The 22,779-nt window shown below is 73.6% G+C and carries 25 protein-coding genes; 8 read left to right on the top strand and 17 right to left on the bottom strand.

The annotated features are described in order from the left end of the window. From thpR to infC, 6 genes are all read right to left on the bottom strand, one after another. A partial coding sequence (gene thpR / locus J0911_RS01735; protein WP_207273671.1) for an RNA 2',3'-cyclic phosphodiesterase occupies nt 1–421 on the bottom strand: 421 nt, incomplete at its 3' end. Between the two features lie 42 nt (nt 422–463). Then, entirely contained in the window at nt 464–838 is a 375-nt protein-coding gene (locus tag J0911_RS01730) for a spore germination protein GerW family protein (protein WP_207273670.1), read from the bottom strand. A gap of 102 nt (nt 839–940) precedes the next feature. Beyond that, nucleotides 941–1,795: a TrmH family RNA methyltransferase gene (locus tag J0911_RS01725; RefSeq protein WP_307864863.1), complete on the bottom strand. Its 855-nt coding sequence runs from the start codon at nt 1,793–1,795 to the stop codon at nt 941–943. A 50-nt stretch (nt 1,796–1,845) separates the two neighbouring features. After that, nucleotides 1,846–2,229, bottom strand: a complete 384-nt coding sequence (rplT, locus tag J0911_RS01720; RefSeq protein ID WP_192863042.1) for a 50S ribosomal protein L20 — start codon at nt 2,227–2,229, stop codon at nt 1,846–1,848. Between the two features lie 69 nt (nt 2,230–2,298). Next, complete coding sequence (gene rpmI, locus J0911_RS01715) at nt 2,299–2,493, bottom strand: 50S ribosomal protein L35 (RefSeq protein WP_207273668.1); 195 nt, start codon at nt 2,491–2,493, stop codon at nt 2,299–2,301. 101 nt (nt 2,494–2,594) lie between these two features. After that, nucleotides 2,595–3,674: a translation initiation factor IF-3 gene (infC, locus tag J0911_RS01710; protein ID WP_307864862.1), complete on the bottom strand. Its 1,080-nt coding sequence runs from the start codon at nt 3,672–3,674 to the stop codon at nt 2,595–2,597. Between the two features lie 239 nt (nt 3,675–3,913). Between infC and J0911_RS01705 the strand changes: the two genes are divergently transcribed. From J0911_RS01705 to J0911_RS01695, 3 genes are read left to right on the top strand one after another with little or no spacing between them, the layout of a single operon-like run. Next, nucleotides 3,914–4,264 (top strand): DUF1844 domain-containing protein, encoded by a 351-nt coding sequence (locus J0911_RS01705; protein WP_207273667.1) that lies wholly within the window; start codon nt 3,914–3,916, stop codon nt 4,262–4,264. 60 nt (nt 4,265–4,324) lie between these two features. Continuing rightward, nucleotides 4,325–4,909: a hypothetical protein gene (locus J0911_RS01700; protein WP_242636135.1), complete on the top strand. Its 585-nt coding sequence runs from the start codon at nt 4,325–4,327 to the stop codon at nt 4,907–4,909. After that, nucleotides 4,906–5,646, top strand: a complete 741-nt coding sequence (locus J0911_RS01695) for a S1 family peptidase (protein ID WP_207273666.1) — start codon at nt 4,906–4,908, stop codon at nt 5,644–5,646. Before J0911_RS01700 ends, J0911_RS01695 begins: the two co-directional genes overlap by 4 nt. A gap of 57 nt (nt 5,647–5,703) precedes the next feature. On the opposite strand, the gene J0911_RS01690 is transcribed toward J0911_RS01695, so the two are convergent. The 7 genes from J0911_RS01690 to J0911_RS01660 form a co-directional block, all read right to left on the bottom strand. Next, the gene (locus J0911_RS01690; RefSeq protein ID WP_207273665.1) at nt 5,704–6,453 is read right to left on the bottom strand and encodes an SseB family protein; all 750 of its coding nucleotides are present in this window, start codon (nt 6,451–6,453) and stop codon (nt 5,704–5,706) included. Next, nucleotides 6,450–7,190, bottom strand: coding sequence for a bifunctional 1-(5-phosphoribosyl)-5-((5-phosphoribosylamino)methylideneamino)imidazole-4-carboxamide isomerase/phosphoribosylanthranilate isomerase PriA (gene priA, locus J0911_RS01685; RefSeq protein ID WP_207273664.1), 741 nt, complete (start codon nt 7,188–7,190; stop codon nt 6,450–6,452). Before priA ends, J0911_RS01690 begins: the two co-directional genes overlap by 4 nt. 118 nt (nt 7,191–7,308) lie before the next feature. After that, nucleotides 7,309–7,968 carry an imidazole glycerol phosphate synthase subunit HisH gene (gene hisH / locus J0911_RS01680; RefSeq protein ID WP_207273663.1) on the bottom strand — a complete coding sequence of 220 codons (660 nt, stop codon included), beginning with the start codon at nt 7,966–7,968 and terminating at the stop codon, nt 7,309–7,311. Further along, the gene (locus tag J0911_RS01675; protein ID WP_242636134.1) at nt 7,968–8,573 is read right to left on the bottom strand and encodes a hypothetical protein; all 606 of its coding nucleotides are present in this window, start codon (nt 8,571–8,573) and stop codon (nt 7,968–7,970) included. Before J0911_RS01675 ends, hisH begins: the two co-directional genes overlap by 1 nt. Before the next feature lie 5 nt (nt 8,574–8,578). Then, nucleotides 8,579–9,235, bottom strand: a complete 657-nt coding sequence (gene hisB, locus J0911_RS01670; protein WP_207273676.1) for an imidazoleglycerol-phosphate dehydratase HisB — start codon at nt 9,233–9,235, stop codon at nt 8,579–8,581. Further along, the gene (locus tag J0911_RS01665; protein ID WP_207273675.1) at nt 9,235–10,374 is read right to left on the bottom strand and encodes a histidinol-phosphate transaminase; all 1,140 of its coding nucleotides are present in this window, start codon (nt 10,372–10,374) and stop codon (nt 9,235–9,237) included. Before J0911_RS01665 ends, hisB begins: the two co-directional genes overlap by 1 nt. 150 nt (nt 10,375–10,524) lie before the next feature. Then, a complete protein-coding gene (locus J0911_RS01660; protein WP_307864861.1) occupies nt 10,525–11,046 on the bottom strand; it encodes a QcrA and Rieske domain-containing protein in 522 nt (173 codons plus the stop codon). A gap of 78 nt (nt 11,047–11,124) precedes the next feature. Between J0911_RS01660 and J0911_RS01655 the strand changes: the two genes are divergently transcribed. Together J0911_RS01655 and J0911_RS01650 are read left to right on the top strand one after the other, a co-directional pair. After that, nucleotides 11,125–11,553 carry a hypothetical protein gene (locus J0911_RS01655; protein ID WP_207273661.1) on the top strand — a complete coding sequence of 143 codons (429 nt, stop codon included), beginning with the start codon at nt 11,125–11,127 and terminating at the stop codon, nt 11,551–11,553. Between the two features lie 81 nt (nt 11,554–11,634). Further along, on the top strand, nt 11,635–14,337 hold the full coding sequence (locus J0911_RS01650) for a RecQ family ATP-dependent DNA helicase (RefSeq protein ID WP_307864860.1): 2,703 nt from the start codon (nt 11,635–11,637) through the stop codon (nt 14,335–14,337). Nucleotides 14,338–14,391: 54 nt separating this feature from the next. Here J0911_RS01650 and J0911_RS01645 read toward each other — a convergent pair whose 3' ends face one another. The 3 genes from J0911_RS01645 to hisD form a co-directional block, all read right to left on the bottom strand. Continuing rightward, on the bottom strand, nt 14,392–15,684 hold the full coding sequence (locus tag J0911_RS01645) for a carbohydrate-binding protein (protein ID WP_207273660.1): 1,293 nt from the start codon (nt 15,682–15,684) through the stop codon (nt 14,392–14,394). 419 nt (nt 15,685–16,103) lie between these two features. Then, nucleotides 16,104–17,819: a cellulose-binding domain-containing protein gene (locus tag J0911_RS01640; protein WP_207273659.1), complete on the bottom strand. Its 1,716-nt coding sequence runs from the start codon at nt 17,817–17,819 to the stop codon at nt 16,104–16,106. Nucleotides 17,820–18,048: 229 nt separating this feature from the next. Continuing rightward, nucleotides 18,049–19,386: a histidinol dehydrogenase gene (gene hisD / locus J0911_RS01635; protein WP_207273658.1), complete on the bottom strand. Its 1,338-nt coding sequence runs from the start codon at nt 19,384–19,386 to the stop codon at nt 18,049–18,051. Nucleotides 19,387–19,524: 138 nt separating this feature from the next. Here hisD and J0911_RS01630 point away from each other — a divergent pair, with 138 nt between their 5' ends. Beyond that, complete coding sequence (locus J0911_RS01630) at nt 19,525–19,800, top strand: RNA-binding S4 domain-containing protein (RefSeq protein ID WP_207273657.1); 276 nt, start codon at nt 19,525–19,527, stop codon at nt 19,798–19,800. Between the two features lie 13 nt (nt 19,801–19,813). Here the strand turns inward: J0911_RS01630 and J0911_RS01625 are convergent, their stop codons facing one another. Next, a complete protein-coding gene (locus tag J0911_RS01625) occupies nt 19,814–20,713 on the bottom strand; it encodes a hypothetical protein (protein ID WP_207273656.1) in 900 nt (299 codons plus the stop codon). Nucleotides 20,714–20,896: 183 nt separating this feature from the next. Between J0911_RS01625 and J0911_RS01620 the strand changes: the two genes are divergently transcribed. Next, complete coding sequence (locus J0911_RS01620; protein WP_207273655.1) at nt 20,897–22,138, top strand: sensor histidine kinase; 1,242 nt, start codon at nt 20,897–20,899, stop codon at nt 22,136–22,138. Further along, nucleotides 22,135–22,737: a response regulator transcription factor gene (locus J0911_RS01615; RefSeq protein ID WP_207273654.1), complete on the top strand. Its 603-nt coding sequence runs from the start codon at nt 22,135–22,137 to the stop codon at nt 22,735–22,737. Before J0911_RS01620 ends, J0911_RS01615 begins: the two co-directional genes overlap by 4 nt. Nucleotides 22,738–22,779 lie beyond the last annotated feature (42 nt).

Genomic DNA, 22,779 nt, shown 5'->3' with positions numbered 1-22,779 from the left:
GGTCACGGCCGCGCGGCGGGCGCACCTGCCCGGCCCGTGCCCGCGCGATCGTGAGGTGCGGGCGATGCGGCTTGACGTCCTCGGGCACCTCGCGCGGCGACGCCGCGAGGCAGTCCTGCGCGAGTTCGCGCAGCGGACCCAGGTCACCGTCGACCCCGACCCACAGCACCCTGCCCCCGAACGAGCCGGCACCACGCAGGCCGAGGTCGAGCGGACCGTGCTTGGCGGCGACGACGGCGAGTTCCTCGGACAGTTCGTCCACGGCCCCCTCGGGTACGTCCGCGTAGAAAGCGAGCGTGATGTGCCTGTTCTCTCGCGGCACCCACCGTGGGGACGCGCCGGTGCTGGTCACGCCGTGGACGGCGAGGTCGAGATGGTCAAGGACAGCCTCGGGCGGGAACACCGCCGTGAACAAGCGCACCCGGCGATCCTAGGCGGCCACCGACGGGAACCGGTAGCGCTTTCACCCGTCGCGGGACCGGCGACGCGACACCGCCCAGCACACCGCGACGGCGATGGCGACCACGGTGACCTGGCCACCCAGGACGATCCGGCCGACGTCCACGGCCGGAACCCAGCGGGCTCCGTCGCCGTCCACCTCGAAGACGCCCGCCGGCTCGCCGCTGCGGCCGAAACCGACGCCCCCGCCCCCGCCGTCGCGGGCGGCGTCCTGCCCCTCGGAGCCGCCGCCGCCACCGGCGCCTGCGCTGTTCCGGATGCGCGCGACCGGTATCACCATCTTCCCGTCACGCTCGTACGCGTCACCGAAGACCTGCCGCACGCCGAACTGCTCGGCCGCCGCGTCGACGAGACGGCTCAGATCCGGGACGTATCTCATACGGCCACGCTATCGGCGGGTGGTGGCGGCCGCCAGGCCCCGGTGGCGAGGACGCGCCTCGGCGAGCGGCCCGAACGGTGGCGACGCCGGGAGGCGAAGACGTCAGCGTTGCGCGCGGCTGCTCGCGTAGAGGCAGACCGCGGCGGCGGTCGCCAGGTTGAGCGACTCCGCCCGGCCCCGGATCGGCACGCGCACGACGGCGTCCGCCAGCGCACGGTCCGCCGGGAGCAGCCCCCACGCCTCGTTGCCGAACAGCCACGCGGTGGGAGACGCCAGATCGGGCGTACCCCGCCGACCGGCGGTGTCCTGCAGGTCGTCCAGATCGTGCTCGCCACCACCGTCGGCGGCGAGCACCTGGAACCCGGCCTCGTGGAGCCGCGCGACGACGTCGGCCAGCACACGCCCGGTCACGACGGGCAGGTGGAAGAGCGAACCCGCCGTCGCCCGCACGACCTTGGGGTTGTAGAGGTCGACGCTCTCGCCGGCGAGGACGACGCCGCCGGCGCCGGCGGCGTCGGCGGCCCGGATCACCGTCCCGGCGTTGCCCGGGTCGCGGACGTTGCACAGGACCGCGACCAGCCGGGCCCCGGGCAGCTCGGCATCGAGTTCGGCGGGACGGGTACGCAGCACCGCCAGCACGCCCTGCGCGTCCTGGCTCATCGCCTCGAGCACCTCCGGTGTCGCGACGTGGAGCCGGAGCGTCGCGGCCGCAATCCCGGTGTGCGCGGGCTGCCCTGCGGCGTTGTCCCGCGCCGCGTCCACGATCTCGGGATACCGCTCGGCCGCGGCGGGCGTCAGGTAGACGTCGCGCACGGTTCCGGCGGCCGTCCACCGCACCGCCTCACGCACGCCCTGCGGCCCTTCGACGAGGAACAGGCCGTGGCGCGAGCGCGCCGAACGCCCGGACAGGGCCCGCACCTGCCTGACCCGGTCCGCCCGCGGATTGGCGAGCGTCACGTCAAGGGTGCTGGGCGCCGTCCGGGCGTCCGGGTGGTTCCTCGTCAACCTCAGGCCGCGGCCGGGGCGTTGACGTCCGCCGGGAGGGCGTCCTTCGCGACCTGGACGAGCGCGTTGAACGCGGCCACGTCGTTCACCGCGAGCTCGGCGAGCATGCGGCGGTCGACCTCGACACCAGCGGCCTTCAGACCCTGGATGAGGCGGTTGTAGGTGAGACCCTGTGCGCGGGATGCGGCGTTGATGCGCTGGATCCACAGCTTGCGGAAGTCGCCCTTGCGCGCCTTCCGGTCGCGGTAGCTGTAGACCAGCGAGTGGGTGACCTGCTCCTTCGCCTTGCGGTAGAGGCGCGAGCGCTGGCCACGGTAACCGCTGGCCCGCTCGAGGGTCGTACGACGCTTCTTCTGGGCGTTGACCGCCCGCTTCACGCGTGCCACGTGATGCTCCTTGTGTCCTTCGGGCTGGAAGTGGGTCCTCGGGCGCCGCGTCTCACGGCGCCGGCCGGATCACTTGCCGAGCAGCTTCTTGATCTTCTTGACGTCGGCCTGGGAGACCGGCTGGTCCATCGCCAGGCGACGGGTACGCGTGGTCGGCTTGTGCTCGGCGTAGTGGCGGCGCATCGCCTGCTCGCGCATGACCCTGCCGCTGCCGGTGATCCGGAACCGCTTCTTGGCACCGGAGTGCGTCTTGTTCTTCGGCATGACTGCCGTCTCTCCTCATGTCAGCCGGACCCGCCGGGCCCGGCACTGCGTACCGGGCCCGATGAGGCGGTCCCGGTGTCAGGGTGGTCTGTGGTTGTCGGTCAGCCCTTGCGCGGCCCGCGCGGCTTGGGTGCCGCCGGCTTGGGAGCGGAGGGCTTGGCCACCGGCTTGGGCGCCGCCACCGGCTTCGGTGCGGCAGCCGGCTTGGGCGCCGCGGCCGGCTTCGGTGCGGCAGCCGGCTTCGGCGCCGCGGCGGGCCGGGGCGCGGTCGCCGGCTTCGACGTCGCGGGCCTGGACGCGGGTGTCGTGCGCGGGCGCGGCGCGGCCTTCGCGGTGTCCGCCACCGGAGCTGCCTCGGACGGCGCCGGGGTCGCCGGGGTCGCTGCCGCCTTCGGCGTCTCCTCGTCGGCGGACCCCGTGTCGGCGGACCCCGTGTCGGCAGCCGCTGCCGCCTCGGCCGCACGGCGCGCCTGGGACTTGCTCAGCTTCTCGTGCCCACGCTGCTTGGCGGGACGCTCGGCCTTCGCCGCCTCGGCCTTCTTCTTGACCGGGCCGATGACCATCGTCATGTTGCGGCCGTCCTGCTTCGGCATGGACTCGACGAAGCCGAGCTCCGCGACGTCGTCCGCCAGCCGCTCGAGCAGCCGCCGGCCCATCTCCGGGCGGGACTGCTCGCGGCCGCGGAACATGATCATGACCTTGACCTTGTCACCGGCCGAGAGGAACCGCTCCACGTGGCCCTTCTTGGTGGCGTAGTCGTGCGGGTCGATCTTCAGACGGAACCGGATCTCCTTGAGGATCGTGTTCGTCTGGTTCCGCCGCGCCTCACGCGCCTTCATGTCGGACTCGTACTTGAACTTGCCGAAGTCCATGAGCTTGGCGACAGGCGGCCGGCTGTTCGGGGCGACCTCGACGAGGTCGAGGTCAGCGTCCTGGGCAAGCTTCAGGGCGACTGCCGTGGCAACTACGCCGACCTGCTCCCCGCCCGGGCCGATGAGCCGGACCTCGGGAACACGGATCCGGTCGTTGATGCGAGGCTCGCTGATGGTGATGCTCCTAGGAAGTTGCAGGTGGACCACCAGGAACGAGAAGGGCCCCCGCCCTGAGCACCAGCGGAGGCCATCATCGGTGAGCGAGCCGAACGCCTCACGGACGCGACTGCCCGACCAGGACCCGGACACTGTCGGCGCTCGGCGCTCGGTGGCGACTCGGGTGGGATGGGATCCACTTGATGCACCCGGAGCACAAGTCTCCAGGTTGGTCGGCGACCAGACTAGCACGCACGCCACGACCGCTCCCACCCCGGCGCCTGTGACACGCGGCTCACGGCGCGCCGGCCGGCGTCCCGTCCCGCCCGAGGCGTCGGCGGCGACCACACCCGTGGCGAACGTACCGTCCCACGGATGAAAAGATAAGGCCCATGAGCACCAGCGAGAACGACGCGGGCGCCGCCGTCCGCGACATCGCCGACGTCGCGGCCGTCGAGGTCATCACGACCGCCGCGGTACACCTGATGAGTGCCGCGGCGGTGAAGTGCGGGCTCGCCGAGGGGGACGACTCGAGCGACCACCTGGATCTGGACGAGGCCCGCAAGCTCATCACGGCGCTGGCCGCGCTGGTGACGGCGTCGGCCCCGGACATCGGCAACCAGCACGCCCGTTCGCTGCGCGACGGCCTGCGCTCGCTCCAGCTGGCGTTCCGGGAGGCCTCCGTGATCCCCGACGAGCCGGGGGAAGGCCCCGGCGAGAAGTACACCGGCTCCGTCGTCTGACTGACGACGCGGCCCGTTCCAGCACCACCCTGCTGACCCCTCCGCGACCGAAGTAGGCCCATGACCACGACTCCCCCCGCCCCACCGCCGCCCGACGGGTACGGCGCGCCACCCGCGCCGCTCCCACCGCCCGGACCCGGCCGGCGTCGCGCCGGTGCCTCGCCCTGGCTCGCCGCGGCACTGATCCTGACGCTCGTGCTGGCCGGCTATCTCTGGGTGACCACCACGCAGTGGCAGCGCACCGCGCAGGAATGGGAGGGCGAGGCGCGCGACCACGCCGCCGAGGCCGCGGCGCTGGGCCGACAGCTCGACGGCGTGAACGCGGAGCTGGCCGCCGCCCGCGACCAGCTCGCCACCGCCACCGGCAGGATCAGCGAGCTCGCCAACGAGAAGGCGCAGCTCGGTGACGAGAACGTGGCGTCACGTCAGCATCTCGACTACCAGGCGCGGGTGAGCGAGGCAGCGGCGAAGGTCGCCGTCGCCCTCGGTCAGTGCGTCGACGCCCAGGAGCAGCTCATCGGCTACCTCGAGGACGCCGACGCCTACGACGCCGCCGACCTGACGCGCTTCAAGAACCAGGTGGGCGAGCTGTGCGACAAGGCCGGTGACGCCAACGACGCGCTGCAGCAGGAGCTCGCGTCGTGAGGCGCGGCGGCCGCCTGGCCGCGCTCGCCGCCCTCGTCGCCCTGGCAGGGTCGGGCTGCGGGGTGCTGCCCGCGCTGCCGGAGCCCGTGCCGAACGAGATCGTGCCGTCGCGTGTGTCCGACCTGGAACCGGCCGAGGGCAGCGAGACGATCTCGCCCGACGGGTTCGACGCCGTGCAGCGGATGGCGGTGCGCGTACGGAACGTGGGCTGCGACGAGCTGTCGACCGGGTCCGGGTTCGCCGTCGACGAGTACACCCTGATCACGAACAAGCACGTGGTCGCGGACAGCGACAACCTGCAGGTCAGCACCTACGACGGCCGCGACATCGACGTCGGCACCGCTGCCACCGCCGCGCTCGCCGACCTGGCGATCGTCCGCACCCGGGACGCGCTGCCCTCCTACCCCGTGCTCGCGGAGACCGATCCGCGGCAGGGCGACGACGTGACGATCGTCGGTTATCCGTCCGGCGGCGAGCTCACCATCTCCGCGGGACGCGTGATCGGCTCGACGCGCGATCCCCTGAACGCCAACCTCGGCGAGGTCCTCGTGACGGACGCCAAGGTCGAGCCGGGCTCGTCGGGCTCGGCGGCGCTGGACGACCAGGGACGCGTGATCGGCGTGGTCTACGCGAAGACCGCCGACGACGACAGTCTGCTGGTCCCGATCTCCACCGTGCGGGACCTGCTCGCCGACGCCACGGCGTTCGAGAACGTCGCCACGTGCGAGGCCTCCTAGCGCTCGATCGCGCGAACGCCCGCCGGACCCGGCGGACGGTGACCGGGTGGCGCCGGGCTAACGCGCCGCACCGATACGAAGCTCCAGCGAGTCGACCCGCCGGGAGATCACGTCGGAGGCGCCGAGCCTCGCGTTGACCTGCCCCAGCACGGTGTCCAGCCCGGCCCGGTCGAGACCGGGGTCGAGCGCCAGGACGACGGCCACCTCGGCCTTGCGGCCCGGCTCCGCATGCGCGCGGACGACGTGCCGTACGGGTGCCGCCGCCACCGTCACGGCCTCCGCGACCTCGCGTTCCACCCGAAGCCCGTCCTCGGTGGCCTCGAGCGCGGGACGCCAGCGCTCCCCCTGCGCCAGCGCCCAGACGGCGGGTCGCGGCACCTGCACGGTCACCGGCCCACCGGGATCGACGACCAGCAGCGACCAGTCCTCGTTCACCGCGGACAGCGCGGCCCGCGTGGCCTCGACCGGAACCGGCCGGGCATCCGTGCGCCACGCCGACATCGCCGCCACCGACGTGAACACCGGCAGCGCCCGGCGGCCGTCGGGCGCCTCGAGGGCCACCACGCCCGACGAGGCCTCCTTGTCCACGTGCAGCGTCCGGCCGCCCGGGCCGGTGACGTCCTCCCCGACGGCGAGCTCGGCCAGGACCGGCACGAGCACCCGGGTGACGCCGAGTCGCGCCACGACGTCCACCAGCGGGACCGTGCCCGTGGAGTGCCCGGCCAGAAGGCGGGTCAGTTCCGCATCGGCCGAGCCGTCGTCGCCCGCGAACTGGCTGGTGGGCTGGATCGAGCGGCCCCCCGTCACGGCCGGCCCGCCACGTCCAGCGCCTCGGGCAGGGTGAAGGCTCCCGCGTACAGCGCCTTGCCCACGACGGCGCCCTCGACCGACCTTCCCCCGGGCGTCCGCAGGGACCGCAGTGCCCGCAGGTCGTCCAGGGACGAGATCCCGCCTGACGCCACGACGTGCGCGGACGTCCGCCCGGCGACGTCGGCCAGCAGGTCCAGGTTCGGGCCGCGGAGCGTACCGTCCTTGGTCACGTCCGTGACGACGTAGCGCGCGCAGCCCGCCTCGTCGAGTCGCCCGAGCACCTCGTACAGGTCACCGCCCTCGCGGGTCCAGCCGCGCGCCGCGAGGGTCGTCCCGCGTACGTCCAGCCCGACGGCGACCCGGTCGCCGTGCTCCGCGATGACCTTTGCCGTCCAGGCCGGATCCTCCAGTGCCGCCGTACCGAGGTTGACGCGGCGCGCCCCGGTCGCGAGCGCCCGCTCGAGCGAGGCGTCGTCGCGGATCCCACCCGAGAGCTCGACCTGGACGTCCAGCCGGCCGACGACGTCGGCCAGCAGCTCCGCGTTCGACCCTCGCCCGAAGGCCGCGTCGAGGTCCACGAGGTGGACCCACTCCGCTCCTCCGCTCTGCCAGTCCAGCGCCGCGGAGAGCGGGTCGCCGTAGGAGGTCTCGGAGCCGGCCTCACCCTGCACGAGGCGGACGGCCTGGCCGTCCGCGACGTCGACGGCGGGCAGCAGGACCAGTCGGTCGGTCATGGATTTCCTCTGTCTGTCGATGGTGCACGACGGCGGTCCGTGGTCGTCCCGGACGAGGCCCGTCGCCTCCGGGAGGACGCCATGGGCGCCGTCGTCGGACATGAAACCGGTCACGGGGTCAGCCGAGCCCGCGGACCCAGTTCTCCAGCAGCCGGGCGCCGGCGTCACCGGACTTCTCCGGGTGGAACTGCGTCGCGGACAGGGGACCGTCCTCCACGGCGGCGACGAACCGGGTGCCGTGCTCAGGTGTGCCGGCATGCGACCAGGTGACCAGGGGCGGGCGGAACCGTGGGTCGGCGTGCGCGTCGTGGCCCTGGGTGAAGCTCTGCGCGGCGTACGAGTGCACGAAGTAGAAGCGTTCGTCACCGACGCCGTCGAACAATCGCGACCCCCCGGGCGCCTCGACCGGTGCCCAGCCCATGTGCGGTACGACGGGGGCGTCGAGCCGCTCGACGGTCCCGGCCCACTCCCCCATGCCGTCGGCACGCTCCCCGTGCTCCACGCCGGCGTCGAACAGGATCTGCATGCCGACGCAGATCCCCAGGACGGGGCGGCCGCCTGCGATACGGCGGCTGACCACCTCGTGACCCCGCACCCCGCGGAGTCCGGCCATGCACGCGCCGAACGCGCCGACGCCGGGCACGACCAGGCCGTCCGCCTCCTGGGCGGCCGTCCGGTCCGCGGTGAGCGTCACGTCCGCGCCCACGCGCTCCAGCGCGCGGGTGGCGGACCGGACGTTGCCGAAGCCGTAGTCGAGGACGACGACGCGCGAGGCCATCAGGCGCCGTCCTTCGTGCCGGGCTTGCCCCGGCTCGCCCTACGGGCCTTGCGCGCGGCGGAGCTCAGCATGCGCATCGCCTTCAGCCTGCCGATCTCACCGGAGGCCACGACGCCCTCGAGGTCCGCCACCTTCGCATAGCCGGTCAGCACGTCCTCGACGGTCTGCGGGGCCCCGCCGAGCAGCAGCGCCGGGGAGATCTCGTCGCCGCGCTCACCGTCGGTCCACCGTACGCACGTGAGTTGCTCCCCCTTGCGCGTGACCTGGACCAGGGGAACTCCGCGCACCACCTGCGACAGTGCCGCCGCCGCGTCATCGGGCCCGCTCCCGGACGGATCGCGCAGCACGGCGAGCGCCCCGACCTCGGTGGGTACCGCGTCGAGGTCCAGCCCGGCCAGGGACGCGGCCGCGGCGAGCGGTTCGGCGCCCGCGATCTGGGTGATGAGCACCGCCAGGTCAGGCACCGACGAGTTCTGGGTGAGGCCTGACAGGTCGTCCGGGACCTCGACGCCGAGATCCCCGAGCGAGCTCAGGTCGTCAGGGATGTCGGGGAACTCCGGTTCGTTCTCGCCGGAGCCGCCGGCGGGACGGGGTGTGTCGGTCATGGACGTTACAGCGCACCCTTCGTGGACGGGACGCCCTCGACGCGCGGGTCACGCGCGACGGCGGCGCGCAGGGCACGCGCCAGGGCCTTGAACTGGGCTTCGACGATGTGGTGGGGGTCGCGGCCGGCGAGCACGCGCACGTGCAGCGTGATGTGCGCGTGGTGCGCCACCGACTCCAGGACGTGACGGGTGAGACTACCCGTGAAATGGCCGCCGATCAGGTGGTACTCCTGCCCGGCGGGTTCGCCGTCGTGCACGAGGTACGGGCGGCCGGAGACGTCGACCACGGCCAGTGCGAGCGCCTCGTCGAGAGGCACCGTGGCGTCGCCGTAGCGGGCGATGCCCTGCTTGTCCCCGAGCGCCTGGCGCAGCGCCTGCCCGAGACAGATCGCCACGTCCTCGACGGTGTGGTGCGCGTCGATGTGGGTGTCACCGGCCGCGTGGACGGTCAGGTCGATCAAGGAGTGCTTGCCGAGGGCGGTGAGCATGTGGTCGTAGAAGGGCACGCCCGTGGCGATGTCGGTGCGGCCCGCACCGTCGAGGTTCACCTCGACGGTGACCTTCGACTCGGAGGTGGCCCGCTCGATGCGGGCGGAACGTGCGGCCGGGGCCTGACCGGGCGCGGAGGCCGGAGCACCCTGTGGTGACGGTTCGGCGGGCATCATGCGGTCTCCTGGGTCACGTGCGGAAGGGTGCGGATCACGTCGGTGAGGGCGTCGCGGAACGTGGCGTTCTCCTCCGGCGTGCCGACGGACACGCGCAACCAGCCTTCCGGGCCGGTCTCGCGGATCAGCACACCCCGGTCCAGGAGGCCCTGCCAGACGGCGTGGCGGTCGGTGAAGGTACCGAAGAGGACGAAGTTGGCGTCGGAATCGGCCACGCGGAACGGGGCACCACCGGGCGTGCGCTGCTCGCGGAGCCAGGCGACGAGTCGGTCCCGTTCCCCGCGCAGGCCGTCGATCTGCGCCATGAGCGCGTCGCGGTGCCGCAGTGCCGCGCGAGCGACCGCCTGTGTCACGGCGGACAGGTGGTACGGGAGGCGGACCACGCGCAGCGCGTCGACGAGGTGCGGTTGCGCGGCGAGGTAGCCGACGCGCGCACCGGCGAGGGCGAACGCCTTCGACATCGTCCGGGTGACCGCCAGGTTGGGGTGGTCCGCGAGCAGACTGACCGCGCTGGGCGTCCCGGAGCGGCGGAACTCGGCGTAGGCCTCGTCCACGACCACCACCGCAGGAGTGTCCGGGTCGGTGGCGGACGCGGCGTCCAGGATCGCCTCGACGGTGCTCGGCGGCAGCGCCGTACCCGTCGGGTTGTTGGGGCTGGCCAGCAGGACGACGGACGGGCGATGCTCGGCGATCGCGGTGGCGGCCCTCGCCGGGTCGACGGTGAAGTCGTCCTCGCGGCGCGCGGTGACCCAGCGGGTGTGGGTGTCCCTGGCGTACTCCGGATACATGGAGTAGGTGGGCGCGAAGGACAGCGCGGTGCGCCCGGGCCCGCCGAACGCCTGGAGCAGGTGGAGCATCACCTCGTTGGAGCCGTTGGCCGCCCAGATCGAGGACGGTCCCGTCGGGACGCCGGACTCCAGGGTGAGGTAGTCGGCCAGGTCCGCCCGCAGGGCGGCGAAGTCCCGGTCCGGGTAGCGGTTGAGCGAGGCGGCGGCGCGGGCGACCTCGTGGGCGATCGTCGCGACGACCTCGGGCGCCGGAGCGTACGGGTTCTCGTTCACGTTGAGCAGCACCGGGACGTCGAGCTGCGGGGCGCCGTACGGCTGCTCGTGCGCGAGCTCGGGCCGGATCGGCAGGCCCCCGAACGGGGCGGTTCCGTCGGGCGCGGCGGCAGCGGCCGACCGGGTCTCGGTGCGGGATGCGGTCACGCGGCCAGTCTACGGAAGAGGTCCGACACGACCGCGCCGAAGTCCGTCCAGCGGGCGCGGCGCCGGCTCGCGGCCTTCCTACGAGGCGGTCACCACGTCGTCGCCGTCGACCGTGACGGCGATCTCCGGCAGCGGATCGGGCGCCGGGCCGGCGAGGACCGCCGCGTCGGTGAGCGCGTAGCGTGACGCGTGACACGGGCACACGAGGTCGCCCTCACCCGGGCCGACCGTGCAGCCCTGGTGGGTACAGGTCGCGCTGAAGGCATGGACCTCGTCCTCGGCGGGCCGGGTGACGAGGACCTCCTGGCCGTCGATCGTCGCGGACACGGCACCGCCGACCGGTACGTCGCCGAGCGGGACGACGACGAGACCGGGCGCGACCGGACCGGTACCGGGCTGCTGCCGCCCGCCTCCGGAGCAGGCCGCGAGCGCGATGCCGCCCGCCAGAGCGCCGCAGACCGCGCCCGCTCCCCGAAGGATCTCGCGGCGGGTCGGGTCCTCGTCCGTCGCGGACGACGACGCGGGCGCGGACAGGGCGCGAACGGCGGCGAGGGCGTCGGCAGCGGGAGCCTGCGAGCGTCCCGGTCGGGTGTGCGTCACGAGCGCCTCCGGCATCGTCCTGGGCGGTTGGCCGTCGTCCGGACACGCCCCTGGCCAAGCGGGGCCACGTTCGGCAACATGTCGATCATGGACCCGTCACCGCAGGACACGCCAGCCATGGACCAGGACGGAGCGCCGGTCGCGGCCGTGTGGCGAGGGTTCGGTGCCGCCGGTGTGTTCGCGTCCGCGCTGGTCCATCTCGTCCTGTGGTTCCAGGGATACCGGGACATCGACGTCGTGGGCCCGCTCTTCCTGCTGAACGCCGTAGGAGGCATCGTCCTCACCGCGGCGATCATCGTCTGGCGTCACCGGCTTCCGCTCCTGGGCGGGATCGGGTTCGGGCTGCTGACCTTGACGGCGTACCTGCTGTCGGCCACGGTCGGGTTCTTCGGCGTGCTGTCGCCGTTCGAGTTCGCCGGTACGGCGGAGGTCGTCGCGGCGATGGCGGACGTGACGGCGGTGGTGGGCTCGGCGATGGCGCTCCGGCGCGAGCGCGGGCCGTCGTAGGCGCCGCGGGGCGGCCCGGTTTTCCACAGCCTCTGCGAGGAAGTCGCACGTGTGTCGGTGGCCACCCCTACGATCGACAGCGTGACCAACGATCCCTTCGCAGACCTTCCGTTCGCCGTGGAGGAACCGCCGGACGACGACGCCGTGCTCGTCGACCTCGGCGAACCCGCGCTGCCGCCGTCGGCGCGGAACACTCCCGAGGCACAGGCGGCCCGGCTGCGGATGCTGCGCGGGATGCTCGACGAGGCGGGCAGGTCGGCCGGGTCCCTCGCGACCGGCGCCGACACCGCCGCGGGCGCGGCCGGGGTGCCGCGCGCCACTTCGGTGCCCGGGGCGGGGTATCCGTCGGAGGGCGGAGCGCCGGCACTCGCGGAGCCGCCGGGCGAGACGACGCCGGGTGCGGACCCGCCGGGCGAGGATCTGCCGGGCGAGGAGCCGCGGGCCGAGGAACGGCAGCACGAGGCGACCGCCGTACGCGGCGAGCATCCGCAGCGTACGGAGCCGGTCGCGGCGTCGCCGGGCGATGACCTGCGGGACGAGGCGGAAGCCGCGCTGCGGGCGCTCGTCGGGCGCGACGACGCCGCGCTGCGGGAGGACCAGTGGCGCGCGATCGAGGCGTTGGCCGCGTTCCACCGGCGAGCCCTGGTCGTCCAGCGCACGGGCTGGGGAAAGTCGGCCGTGTACTTCGTGGCGACGAAGCTGCTGCGAGCACGGGGATCCGGCCCCACGGTGATCGTCTCGCCGCTGCTGGCGCTCATGCGCGACCAGGTGGCGGCCGCCGAGCGAGCGGGGATCCGTGCGGTCACGATCAATTCCTCCAACGTGACCGAGTGGGACCAGGTCCACGCCGAGATCGCGGCCGGCACCGTGGACGTCCTGCTGTGCTCACCGGAACGGCTGAACAACCCGGCGTTCCGCGACGACGTCCTGCCCCGGCTGGCCGCCGACGCCGGTCTGGTGGTCATCGACGAGGCGCACTGCATCTCCGACTGGGGACACGACTTCCGTCCGGACTACCGGCGTATCCGGACGCTCCTGGCGGACCTGCCGTCCGGTATCCCGGTGCTCGCCACCACGGCCACCGCGAACCAGCGCGTCACCGACGACGTCGCCGAGCAGCTGGGCGTCGCCGGAGGTGCCGCCATCGCGGGCGGAGAGAGCGGGGGCACGGCGACATCGCGGGAGGACGTGCTCGTGCTGCGGGGCGAGCTGGACCGGGAGTCGCTGCACCTGGCGGTCCTGGAGCTCGGTGATCAGCCGACCCGGGTGGCCTGGCTCGCGCAGACGCTGCAGGACGTCGAGGGCTCGGGCATCGTGTACTGCCTGACCGTGTCGGCGGCGGAACAGGTGGCCGACCAGCTCCGCACGGCCGGGCTGGCGGTGGCCGCGTACACCGGACGCACGGAGCCCGCCGAGCGCGAGCAGCTCGAGGCCGATCTCCAGGAGAACCGCGTCAAGGCACTCGTCGCCACATCGGCCCTGGGCATGGGGTTCGACAAGCCCGACCTGGCGTTCGTCGTCCATCTCGGCGCACCCTCGTCCCCGATCGCGTACTACCAGCAGGTGGGTCGCGCCGGCCGTGGCGTCGACCAGGCGGTGGTGGTCCTCCTGCCGGGTCACGAGGACAAGGCGATCTGGGACTGGTTCGGCGCACAGGCGTTCCCCGCCGAGCCGCAGGTGCGTGCGACGCTGGAGGCGCTACGGCGGAGCGGGACGCCGTTGTCGACCGCCGCGCTGGAGACACATGTCGATCTCAAGCGGTCCCGCCTGGAGACGATGCTCAAGGTCCTCGACGTCGACGGCGCGGTGCGCCGGGTCAAGGGCGGCTGGGAGGCCACGGGCCGGGAGTGGGCCTACGACCGGGAGCGCTACGAGCGAGTCGCCGCGACCCGGAGCGCCGAACAGCAGGCGATGGTCGACTACGTCGCCACACCGGGCTGCCGGATGGCGTACCTACGGGCCCAGCTGGACGACCCGGCTCTGGTGCCGGGCTGGACCTGTGGGCGCTGCGACCGATGCGGTGGCGTGGACCTGCCCGACGCGCCCGACCCCGAGGCCGTCACCGAGGCACGCACCGAGATGGACCGGCCCGGCACGACGCTGGAGGCCCGCCGCATGTGGCCCAGCGGTCTGTCGACCCTCGGGCTCGACCTGCGCGGAAAGATTCCCGCCGAGGAGCAGGCCGAGACCGGGCGCGCCATCGCTCGCCTCGACGGACTGGGCTGGTCGGGGCCCCTCCGGGAGCTCTTCGCTCCGGGCGCGTCCGACGGTGAGCTGCCGGTACCGCTGCGCCGCGCCGCGGCGCGCGTGCTGGACGACTGGCACGAGCTGCGGGAGGAGCCCGGACCGGCGGACGGCGAGAGCACGGCAGGCGGGGCCCAGGGCGTCTCTCCCGGGACCGACGGAGCCGACGACCCGGGGCGGGGCCGTCTCCTGGTGGAGGGGGTGGTGGGTGTGCGCTCGATGGCGCGACCACAGCTCTCGTACCACCTGGCCACCGGGCTGGCTGCCTACCTCGGCGTACCCATGATCGGCGCGGTCGGGCCGGCCGCGGCGCACGAGGCGAGCGGCCGGCACGACGTGAACTCGGCGATGCGGCTCGCCGGCGTCGCCCGCCGCCTCGAACTGCAGCTCGGCGAGCCGGCGTTGCGCGGCCTGCCGGGACGGACGGTGCTCCTGGTCGACGACTACACGGATTCCGGGTGGACGCTCACGGTCGCGGCGCGGCTGCTGCGTCAGGCAGGTGCCGCACGGGTGCTGCCGTTCGTCCTGGGGATCCGCTGACCCGAGGCCGTGCGGCTCCGCCAGGTCGCGGCTCCGCCAGGCCTCGCACCGGCCTCACCGCCCCTGCAGCGCCCTGACGTTGTCGCCGAACGTCCAGCCACGTGACCCGTCCCAGTTGATCGACCAGGTCATCAGCCCCTTGAGCCGTCCGTCGTACGACGAGTACGCCTGGCTCACCAGCGACGGCGGCATGTACCCGCCGCCCGCGCCCTGCTGCGCGGGCAGGCCGGGAACCTGCATGTCGTACGGCAGCCGGATCGTGGTGCCCTGGATCTCGAGCCCCTCGGCGAGACAGTCCGTCTGCGCCACGAAGCCCGCCACGGTGCCGGCGGCATAGCCGTTGCCGTCGCAGTCGTACATCTCGCCGTTGTAGTACTGCATGTTCAGCCACCAGAGCCTGCCGTTGTCCACGTACCGCTTGATGATCGGCAGGTATGCGCCCCAGATCCCGCCGTAGACGACGCTCCCACCGGTGACGTAGGCCGTCTCCGGCGCCATCGTGAGACCGAAGCCGGCCGGCATCCGCGCGAGCACCCCGTCGATGATGCGGATCAGGTTGGCCTGCTGCGTGGAAGGTGTGTCGATGTCGCCGCTGCCGACCAGTCCGGCCTCGATGTCGATGTCGATCCCGTCGAAGTGGTTGTCGCGCAGGATCGGCACGATGGTCTCGACGAACCGGTCGGCCACGGCCTCACTGGTCAGGTCGATGCTGGCCGTCGCCCCGCCGATCGACAGCAGCAGCCGGGTGCCGTCCTCCTTCGCCGCGCACATCTCCTGCGGGCTCGGCACGTCCACGCCGCTGTCCATGCCGTCCTCCCACAGCGCGGTGCCGTCCGGGAGAATGACGGGAAACGCGAGCATCGCCACGTTGTACCCGTGGTCGGAGATGCGGGGATCGTCGATCGGGATCCAGCCCATGCCCGGGTGCACCCCGTTCGACGCCCCGTCCCAGTTCTCCCAGTAGCCCTGCAGGACCTTGCCGTCGGGCCGCCCCTGCACACCGCATTCCGTCGCGGGCGGGTCGTTGCTGGGCGTCGGCTCCGGCTCGCTGGGCGTGGGCCCGGGATCGGACGGCGTCGGCTCCGGCTCGCTGGGCGTGGGTTCCGGGCCGGCGTCGCAGGCGCCGTCATCCGTCCAGAGCGTCGGTGTGTCCGCCGGGTTCCAGCCCGCGCCCACGTGGGCGGTGTGGGCGATCCGCGCGGTGTAGGTGCGACTTTCGTAGGTGACCTGGTCGCCGACGGCGTAGCTCGTCCCCTCCGCCCAGGACGCCGCCGTGCACTCCGCCGCGGACGCCGGCACCACGAGGCCGGGGACGACGACGGCTCCCGTGGCGAGTGCGGCGGCCATGAAGGCTGCTACGAGGAGTGGGGAACGACGGGATCTCACGACGACCACCTGGCCCTTCTACGTCCGGGCCGCCTGCCTGCCGGAGCGACCATTTGTTCAGGACGCTAGCAAGTTCGCCCCGCACGGACATGAGGGAATCCCACAGGATCGCGGCCCTGTCCGGCCCCGGTCCGGCCACCGGAGGAGACACGTCTTCCAGGCAGACCCTCCTGGCGCGACGCCACCTCTGGCAGCCGGACCGGGCCGGGGGCCCGCCCGGCCGGACACCGGCCGGGCAGAGCGATCCGCCCGACACCGGCCGGACCCGTGCGGCACCACTCACCCGCAACGCCAACCGTGCCGTGCGCGACCGCTCGGCCCACCACCGAACCGTCCGGCGCAACCGCTCGGCCCACCGCACAGCCCCCGCGCGGAACCGCTCAGCCGAGCGACGGTGTCGTCCAGTTCCGCCACCGGTCGAGGTCACCCGGCCGGTTCGGTGAGACCCGGAAGTCGCCCGGACCCTGACCGGCGTCGAACAGCGACGCCTGGATGTGCTGCCGCATCGGCTGGACCCACTCGGACCGGTTCGCGCAGTGGTTGCCGTCCGAGACGTTGGAGACGTAGGAGATGTTCCCCTCCGCGCCCAGCGCCCGGTAGATCTCCCGGCCCGCGAGCGCCGCCGTCGCTCCGGACCCCGCGCCGAGCCAGTCGATGTGCGGGTTCTCCATGAGGAACAGGCCACGAGGTGCGATCATGCCGATCACCTGGTGCGTGTCCACCGGTAGTCCGGACACGTTGTTCTGGTAGTTCCCGAACGCGTCCCCGAGCCAGGGCTGCTCACCGTAGGCGCTGCCGGGTGACTGGGCGCCGGACTCCTGGGCGAGCCCACGCAGGATCGGCGCTCCGCCCGCACCGGACTCGACCGGCATCGTCAGATCGATGCGCTGGTCGAACGCGCCCGCCACGAACGCGCCCTTGCCGTAGCGCGAGCAGCCGGTCACACCGAAAGAGTCGGGATCGAGCACGCCGCCACCGCCGGCCTCGATCACGTCGATGATGCGGCTGACGCCCCAGCCCCACGCCACGAGCAGACCCGTACTGCTGTTGGACCCGTAGAGGTCGTAGAAGGCGCCGGCCTTGTTGCCGCGCGACGTGCCCTCCTGCCCCACGACCAGCGGGTCGTACCGGATCACCGCGGCACCCGAGTTCAGGATCGTCGCCGTGTCGCCTCCGAAACCGCCGTACACGAAGACCGCGGGGAACGGTCCGCTGCCGCCGGGCGTCTCGACGCTCGCCGAGAAACTGGTGGTCCGGCCCTGGTCCGAGACGTTCACCGTGATGTTCGACCCCGTGACCGTGCCCGTCACGCTGTCGGGCCGACCGGGTTTGGCGCCGTAGACCGTGTTCTCGGCGAGCTTCTTGATCTCCGCCCGGCGGCAGCGCCAGTCCGACGCCGTGGTGATCCGGGTGCCGTCCACCGACAGGAACGGGTCGGGCAGCCGCGGGTCGGCTCCCGGACCGCTGCCGGAGACGTCGCAGTCGGCGCCGTCGAACTCGCCCCCGGGACCCGGCCCGGGGCCCGGGTCCGTCGGTGTGGGGTCCGGATCGGTGGGAGTCGGGCCGGGATCGGTCGGGGTCGGCTCGCTTCCGACGTCGCCGGTGCACGTGACGCCGTTCATCGTGAAGCTGCCGGGCGCCGGCGCGCTCGGCCCGGAACCGATGAATCCGAAGTTCGCGGACCCGCCGGTCCCGAGGCTTCCGTTCCAGCCCACGTTGCTCGCGGCGACCTGCGACCCGCTCTGCGTCACCTGCGCGTTCCAGGCCTGCGAGATGCCCTGTCCCGACCCGAACTCCCAGGCCACCTCCCACGAGGAGACGGGGTCGCCCAGGTTGGTCACGGTCACGTCGGCCTGGTAGCCGCCCTGCCACTCGTTGACGACGGTGTACTCGACGGAGCACCCTTCCGCGGCACTCGCGGCGGTCGCGGTCAGGGCGGTCACGCCGCCGGCCGCGACGAGCGAGAGGGCGGCCCAGGGAGCGACCCAGCGATGGCGGCGTGACCGCCGCCGTCTCGGGGACCGGGACGACGTCGCGCCCCGCACGGACGCCCGTGGCGATCGCGCGGACGCCTGTGGTGATCGTGCGATATGCATTGCGGATCTCCTTCGATCGGGATACCGCCGCAGCCTACGAAAACGTTATCGATCCACCCAGGCCGGGGAATCGATTAGAAATCCGATACTTCCGCGTCGAACTTTCGGCCCGTGTCCGTGGCCGATGACCCGCCGGGCAGACCGGGTCCCGGAGGTGGCGTCCTTCGCCGTCACCGCCTCCGGGGCCGGGGTCAGGCGAACCGCCCGCGCACCGCCTCCCGGGCCGGCGTCAGGCGAACCGTCCGCGCACCGCCTCGCCGTGCGCCGGGAGGTCCTCGTCGTCCGCGATCGCCGTGATGTGCCCGGCGACCTGCTCCAGCGCATCCCGCGTGTACTCGATCACCTGGACCGGCTTCAGGAACGAGTGCACACCGAGCGCGCTCGCGAACCGCGCGGTACCACCCGTGGGCAGCACGTGGTTGGAGCCGGCCAGGTAGTCCCCCAGCGACACGGGCGACCACGGCCCCACGAAGATCGCGCCCGCGTTGCGCACGCGGCCGGCGAGCGCCGCGGCACCGGCCGTCTGGATCTCCAGGTGCTCCGCGCCGTACGCGTCGACGACGGCGAGCCCCGCCTCGACGTCGTCCACGAGCACGATCGCCGACTGCGGGCCGCCCAGGGCAGTGGTCACCCGCAGGCTGTGCTTGGTGGCGTCGGCACGGACCGTCAGCTGGTCGCTCACGGCGTCGGCGAGCGCCACCGAGTCGGTGACGAGGACGGAGGCGGCCATGGGGTCGTGCTCGGCCTGGCTGACCAGGTCGAGCGCGACGTGCGCGGCGTCGGCGGTGTCGTCGGCGAGGACGGCGATCTCGGTGGGCCCGGCCTCGGCGTCGATCCCGACGATGCCCCGCACCAGGCGCTTGGCCGCGGCGACGTAGACGTTGCCGGGGCCGGTGATGACGTCGACCGGCTCGCACAGCGTCTCGCCGTCCTGCGGCTCCGTGCCCGCGGCGCCGTAGGCGAACATCGCCACGGCCTGGGCACCGCCGACGGCGTACACCTCGTCGACGCCGAGCAGCGCGCACGCGGCCAGGATGGTCGGGTGCGGAAGCCCGCCGTGGTCCTTCTGCGGCGGGGATGCCAGAGCGATTCCGGGTACGCCGGCGGTCTGCGCCGCGACGACGTTCATGACGACGCTGGACGGGTAGACGGCGAGGCCGCCGGGGGCGTAGAGGCCGACACGACGCACGGGTACGTACCGCTGCCGGACGACGGCGCCGGGAGCCGGTTCCGTGACCCGTTCGGCCGGGACCTGCGCGGCGTGCACCTCCCGCACCCGGCGGATCGCCTCGGCCAGCCCGGCGCGGACGTCCGCGGCGAGCGAGTCGAGGGCTCCCGAGAGCGCCTCGGGCGGGACCCGCAGGTGCTCCGGGCGGACGCCGTCGAACCGCTCGGCGAGATCGCGCAGCGCGGCGGCACCGCCGTCGCGCACCTGATGCAGCACGGGTTCGACGGCGCGCGCCGCGTCGTCCACGCGCATCTCGGCGCGGGGCAGGGTGGCGAGCAGGTCGCGACGTGCGGCGGGGGTGTTCAGGTCCCGCCCGGTCAGGTCGATGCGCTGGATCACGGCGCTCATTCTAGTTTCGGTGGGTGCGCGGCGGTGGTCGTGGCCGCGCCGTGGACGGGTTCCCGGCGAGCGCCGCGCCGTCCCGCCGGCGGCCCGCCGAGCTGGCCGGCGGTGGCACGAGGTTCGGGCCGGTGCCGGATGCGCGATGATGGAGGTGTGAAGATCCGCGACCCGCAGCCCGGTGCCCTCTCCGGACCCGACCGTGTGCCGATCCGGGACGAGTCGATCCGGCTCGGGCAGTTCCTCAAGCTGGCGAACCTCGCCGAGGACGGTGCGCAGGCCCGTGAGCTCGTCACCGCCGGCGACGTGCTGGTCAACGGCGAGGAGGAGACCCGCCGGGGCCGCCGGCTCGCCCGCGGGGACCGCGTGACGGTACGGGGCCCCGGCGGCGAGACGAGCGCGGTCGTCGGCTGAGCGTGTCCTGCGGTCAACCCACGGCCGCCGCGACGACCGCGGCCGCGAGCAGGAGGTCGTAGACCACGCACGCCTCGGCGTACCACCGCCAGACGACGGCGCCGGCCCGGTGATGGAACGCGTCCCACACCGCGTGGCCGACAAGGCCGGCGGCGACGACGAACGATCCCGTCACGGGGTCGACGACGGCGGCCGCCGTCGTGATCCCGGCGAACACGGCCAGCCCGGCCGCCTGCAGCACCACCATGGAACGCCCGCGGATGGCCCGCCGCAGCACTCCGACCACCGGGTAGACGAGGGCGACCCCGAGGACGATCCACACCGGGAACCGGTCGGAACCGTCGGCGATCGTCAGGACGAACAGGGCCAGCGCCAGGGCGATCGGCCAGCGCCGGGCGAGCCAGGACAGGTCCGGCCCGTGGCGGACGTGACCCGGCCCCGCGTACTCGGCCGGCCGCAGGAGCATCGCCGCGGCCATCGCCGGGACCATGAGCGCGTGGCCCCAGACCATGAGGTCGTCCTGCCCGACACGGCCCGTCCAGTACAGCGGCAGCAGCACCGCGAAGGGTGCCGCCATCGCGGCGTTCATCTCGACGATCGCCGCCCGGCCGTGTCGGCGCACGCGCATCCACAGCGTCATCGCCACGACCATGTCCAGCACCATCGCCACCGCGTCCAGATCCGGCCGTTCCAAAAGTCCGGTGAGGCCGAGCGCGGCGACGGACCAGTCCCTTAGCCCGCCGAACACGAGCATGCCCGCCAGCATGGCCGCGACCATCTCGCCCAGGTGGAGCAGGAACCGCCCGGCGGCTCGCCACCTGCCCGCCCGCGCCGCGCCGTCGTACGCCGTGGACGCCGTCGCCGTCTCCGGCCCGCTTCGCGCCTCCGGCCGCACCGCTTCGTCCGTCGTCATGTCCGCCTCCTCCGGTCGTGGGCGACGTGCCGCCGCCTCCGGAACCACGCTGCCGCGCGCCGCGTGGCGTCCGTAGTGCCGGACGCCACGCGCCGGCCCGCAGGTGTCACGACCCCGCGTGACAGATGTCATGACCCGGCGACGCGCACCCCGGGTCGGCCGCTGCGCTGCCACAATGGCGCCATGGGCACCGTGGCACCGGCCGTCCGGGACGAGGGCGGACGCGGTCTGGCAGCGTTCCGCCGCAACGTGTGGTGGGGGCTGGCAGGCACGGTGGCGTGCGTGCTCGGGCTGGTCGTGGGCGACTGGGTGCTGGACCCCGAGGTCGCGGGCGCCGTCCGAGCGGTCACCGCCGTGGCGACGGGCGGCACGATCGTCGCGTGCGGGCTCCTGGTCGCGCTGCGGCTGCGGTCCCGGACGCCGTCGATGGCGCTGACCGGCGGTGCCGCGGCGAGCGGCGTGGTCGCCGGAGCGGTACCGCTCGCGGCGGGCAACCTCGGGCTCTGGTCCCTCGCTCCCGCGGCGACGGTGTCCGCGCTCGCCATGTTCCTGCCGGCACGCCGCGCGTGGCTGACGCTCGGCGGTGCGGCCGTCGTGCTGCCGCTCACCGGTGCGGCGGTCGCCCTCGCCACGGGCGAACCCGACACCGGGCACGCGGCCTGGATGCCGTTGCTCATGGTGGCCGCCTTCGGGCCGACGACGCTCGGGATGCTGCATGCCTGGCAGGTGGCGGAACGCCTGGACGACGCGCGTCACCTGGCGGGCGAGCTGGCCGTCGCGGACGAACGGCTGCGGTTCGCGGGCGAGCTCCACGACGTGCAGGGTCATCATCTGCAGGTCATCGCCCTGAAGAGCGAGCTGGCCGCACGGCTGGCGCGGGACGACCCGCGCCGGGCGGCCGACACGATGCGTGAGGTGCAGGAGCTCGCGGGGGACGCGTTGCGCGAGACCCGTGCCCTGGTACAGGGTTACCGGCGCACCACGTTGGAGGGCGAGCTGGCGAACGTGTCCCGCGTCCTGGCCTCGGCGGGCGTCGAGGCCAGGGTCGACGCCGATCCCTCGGCCACCGCCGGGCTGCACGACGCCGGGCGGGCGCTGCTGGGCCTCGTGGTCCGCGAGGCGACCACGAACATCCTGCGCCACAGCACCGCGCGGCACGCCGCGATCGAGCTGGCCGGTGCCGGTGCCGGTGCCCGGCTCCGCATCACCAACGACGGGGCACGTCCGGACGGCGCCGAACCGGCGGCCGACGCCTCCGTGGACGCTACCGGCGCGACCGGCACGGCGCGGGACGACGTGGCGGCGCCCGGAGGCGGCAGCGGACTGGCCTCGCTCGCGGAACGGCTCGCGGCCGTCGACGGGCGGCTCAGCTGGGAGAGCGCCGGCGACAGGTTCGTCGTCACCGCGACGGTGGGCGCCCCGTGATCCGGCTGCTGCTGGCCGACGACGAGGAGATGCTCCGGGGAGCGCTGGGCACCCTGCTCGACCTGGAGGACGACCTCGCGGTCGTCGCCCAGGCCGCCACCACCACCGACGCCGTGCGGCTCGCCGTGGCGCACCGGCCCGACATCGCCGTCCTCGACCTGGAGATGCCGCCGGCCGACGGTCTGCACGCGGCCGAACAGATCCGCGCCACCCTGCCCACCCACTGCGTACTGGTCACCCGTCATGCGCGTCCCGCCGTGCTGCGCCGGGCGCTGGCCGCAGGGGTTCGCGCCTTCGTTCCCAAGTCCACCCCCGCGGCGCGGCTCGCGGAGATCATCCGCGACGTGGCGGCCGGCCGTCGCTACGTCGACCCGGAGATCGCGGCGTCGGCTCTCACCGAGAACGAGTGCCCCCTCACCGACCGCGAGATCGAGGTCCTCCGGGCGGCACGCTCGGGCGCTCCGGTGAGCGAGATCGCCGCCGCCGTGCACCTCGCCCCGGGCACGGTCCGCAACTACCTCTCGGCCGCGATGACCAAGCTCGGGGTCGCCACGCGGCACGCGGCGGCCCGGCGGGCCTGGGAGGAGGGCTGGATCTGACGCCGGTCCGGCAGGGCCGCGCCCGTGGACGACGGGCCGCGG

This window comes from Myceligenerans salitolerans (assembly GCF_017349295.1).
Classification (GTDB): domain Bacteria; phylum Actinomycetota; class Actinomycetes; order Actinomycetales; family Cellulomonadaceae; genus Myceligenerans; species Myceligenerans salitolerans.
This window is presented reverse-complemented; position numbering and strand designations above follow the sequence as displayed.

Excerpts from the sequence above, each read along its gene's own strand:
- J0911_RS01730 (WP_207273670.1), bottom strand. The coding sequence starts at position 838 with ATGAGATACGTCCCGGATCTGAGCCGTCTCGTCGACGCGGCGGCCGAG.
- rpmI (WP_207273668.1), bottom strand. The coding sequence starts at position 2,493 with ATGCCGAAGAACAAGACGCACTCCGGTGCCAAGAAGCGGTTCCGGATC.
- J0911_RS01705 (WP_207273667.1), top strand. The coding sequence starts at position 3,914 with ATGAGCACCAGCGAGAACGACGCGGGCGCCGCCGTCCGCGACATCGCC.
- J0911_RS01700 (WP_242636135.1), top strand. The coding sequence starts at position 4,325 with ATGACCACGACTCCCCCCGCCCCACCGCCGCCCGACGGGTACGGCGCG.
- priA (WP_207273664.1), bottom strand. The coding sequence starts at position 7,190 with ATGACCGACCGACTGGTCCTGCTGCCCGCCGTCGACGTCGCGGACGGC.
- hisH (WP_207273663.1), bottom strand. The coding sequence starts at position 7,968 with ATGGCCTCGCGCGTCGTCGTCCTCGACTACGGCTTCGGCAACGTCCGG.
- J0911_RS01675 (WP_242636134.1), bottom strand. The coding sequence starts at position 8,573 with ATGACCGACACACCCCGTCCCGCCGGCGGCTCCGGCGAGAACGAACCG.
- hisB (WP_207273676.1), bottom strand. The coding sequence starts at position 9,235 with ATGCCCGCCGAACCGTCACCACAGGGTGCTCCGGCCTCCGCGCCCGGT.
- J0911_RS01655 (WP_207273661.1), top strand. The coding sequence starts at position 11,125 with ATGTCGATCATGGACCCGTCACCGCAGGACACGCCAGCCATGGACCAG.
- J0911_RS01645 (WP_207273660.1), bottom strand. The coding sequence starts at position 15,684 with ATGGCCGCCGCACTCGCCACGGGAGCCGTCGTCGTCCCCGGCCTCGTG.
- J0911_RS01640 (WP_207273659.1), bottom strand. The coding sequence starts at position 17,819 with ATGCATATCGCACGATCACCACAGGCGTCCGCGCGATCGCCACGGGCG.
- J0911_RS01630 (WP_207273657.1), top strand. The coding sequence starts at position 19,525 with ATGCGCGATGATGGAGGTGTGAAGATCCGCGACCCGCAGCCCGGTGCC.
- J0911_RS01625 (WP_207273656.1), bottom strand. The coding sequence starts at position 20,713 with ATGACGACGGACGAAGCGGTGCGGCCGGAGGCGCGAAGCGGGCCGGAG.
- J0911_RS01620 (WP_207273655.1), top strand. The coding sequence starts at position 20,897 with ATGGGCACCGTGGCACCGGCCGTCCGGGACGAGGGCGGACGCGGTCTG.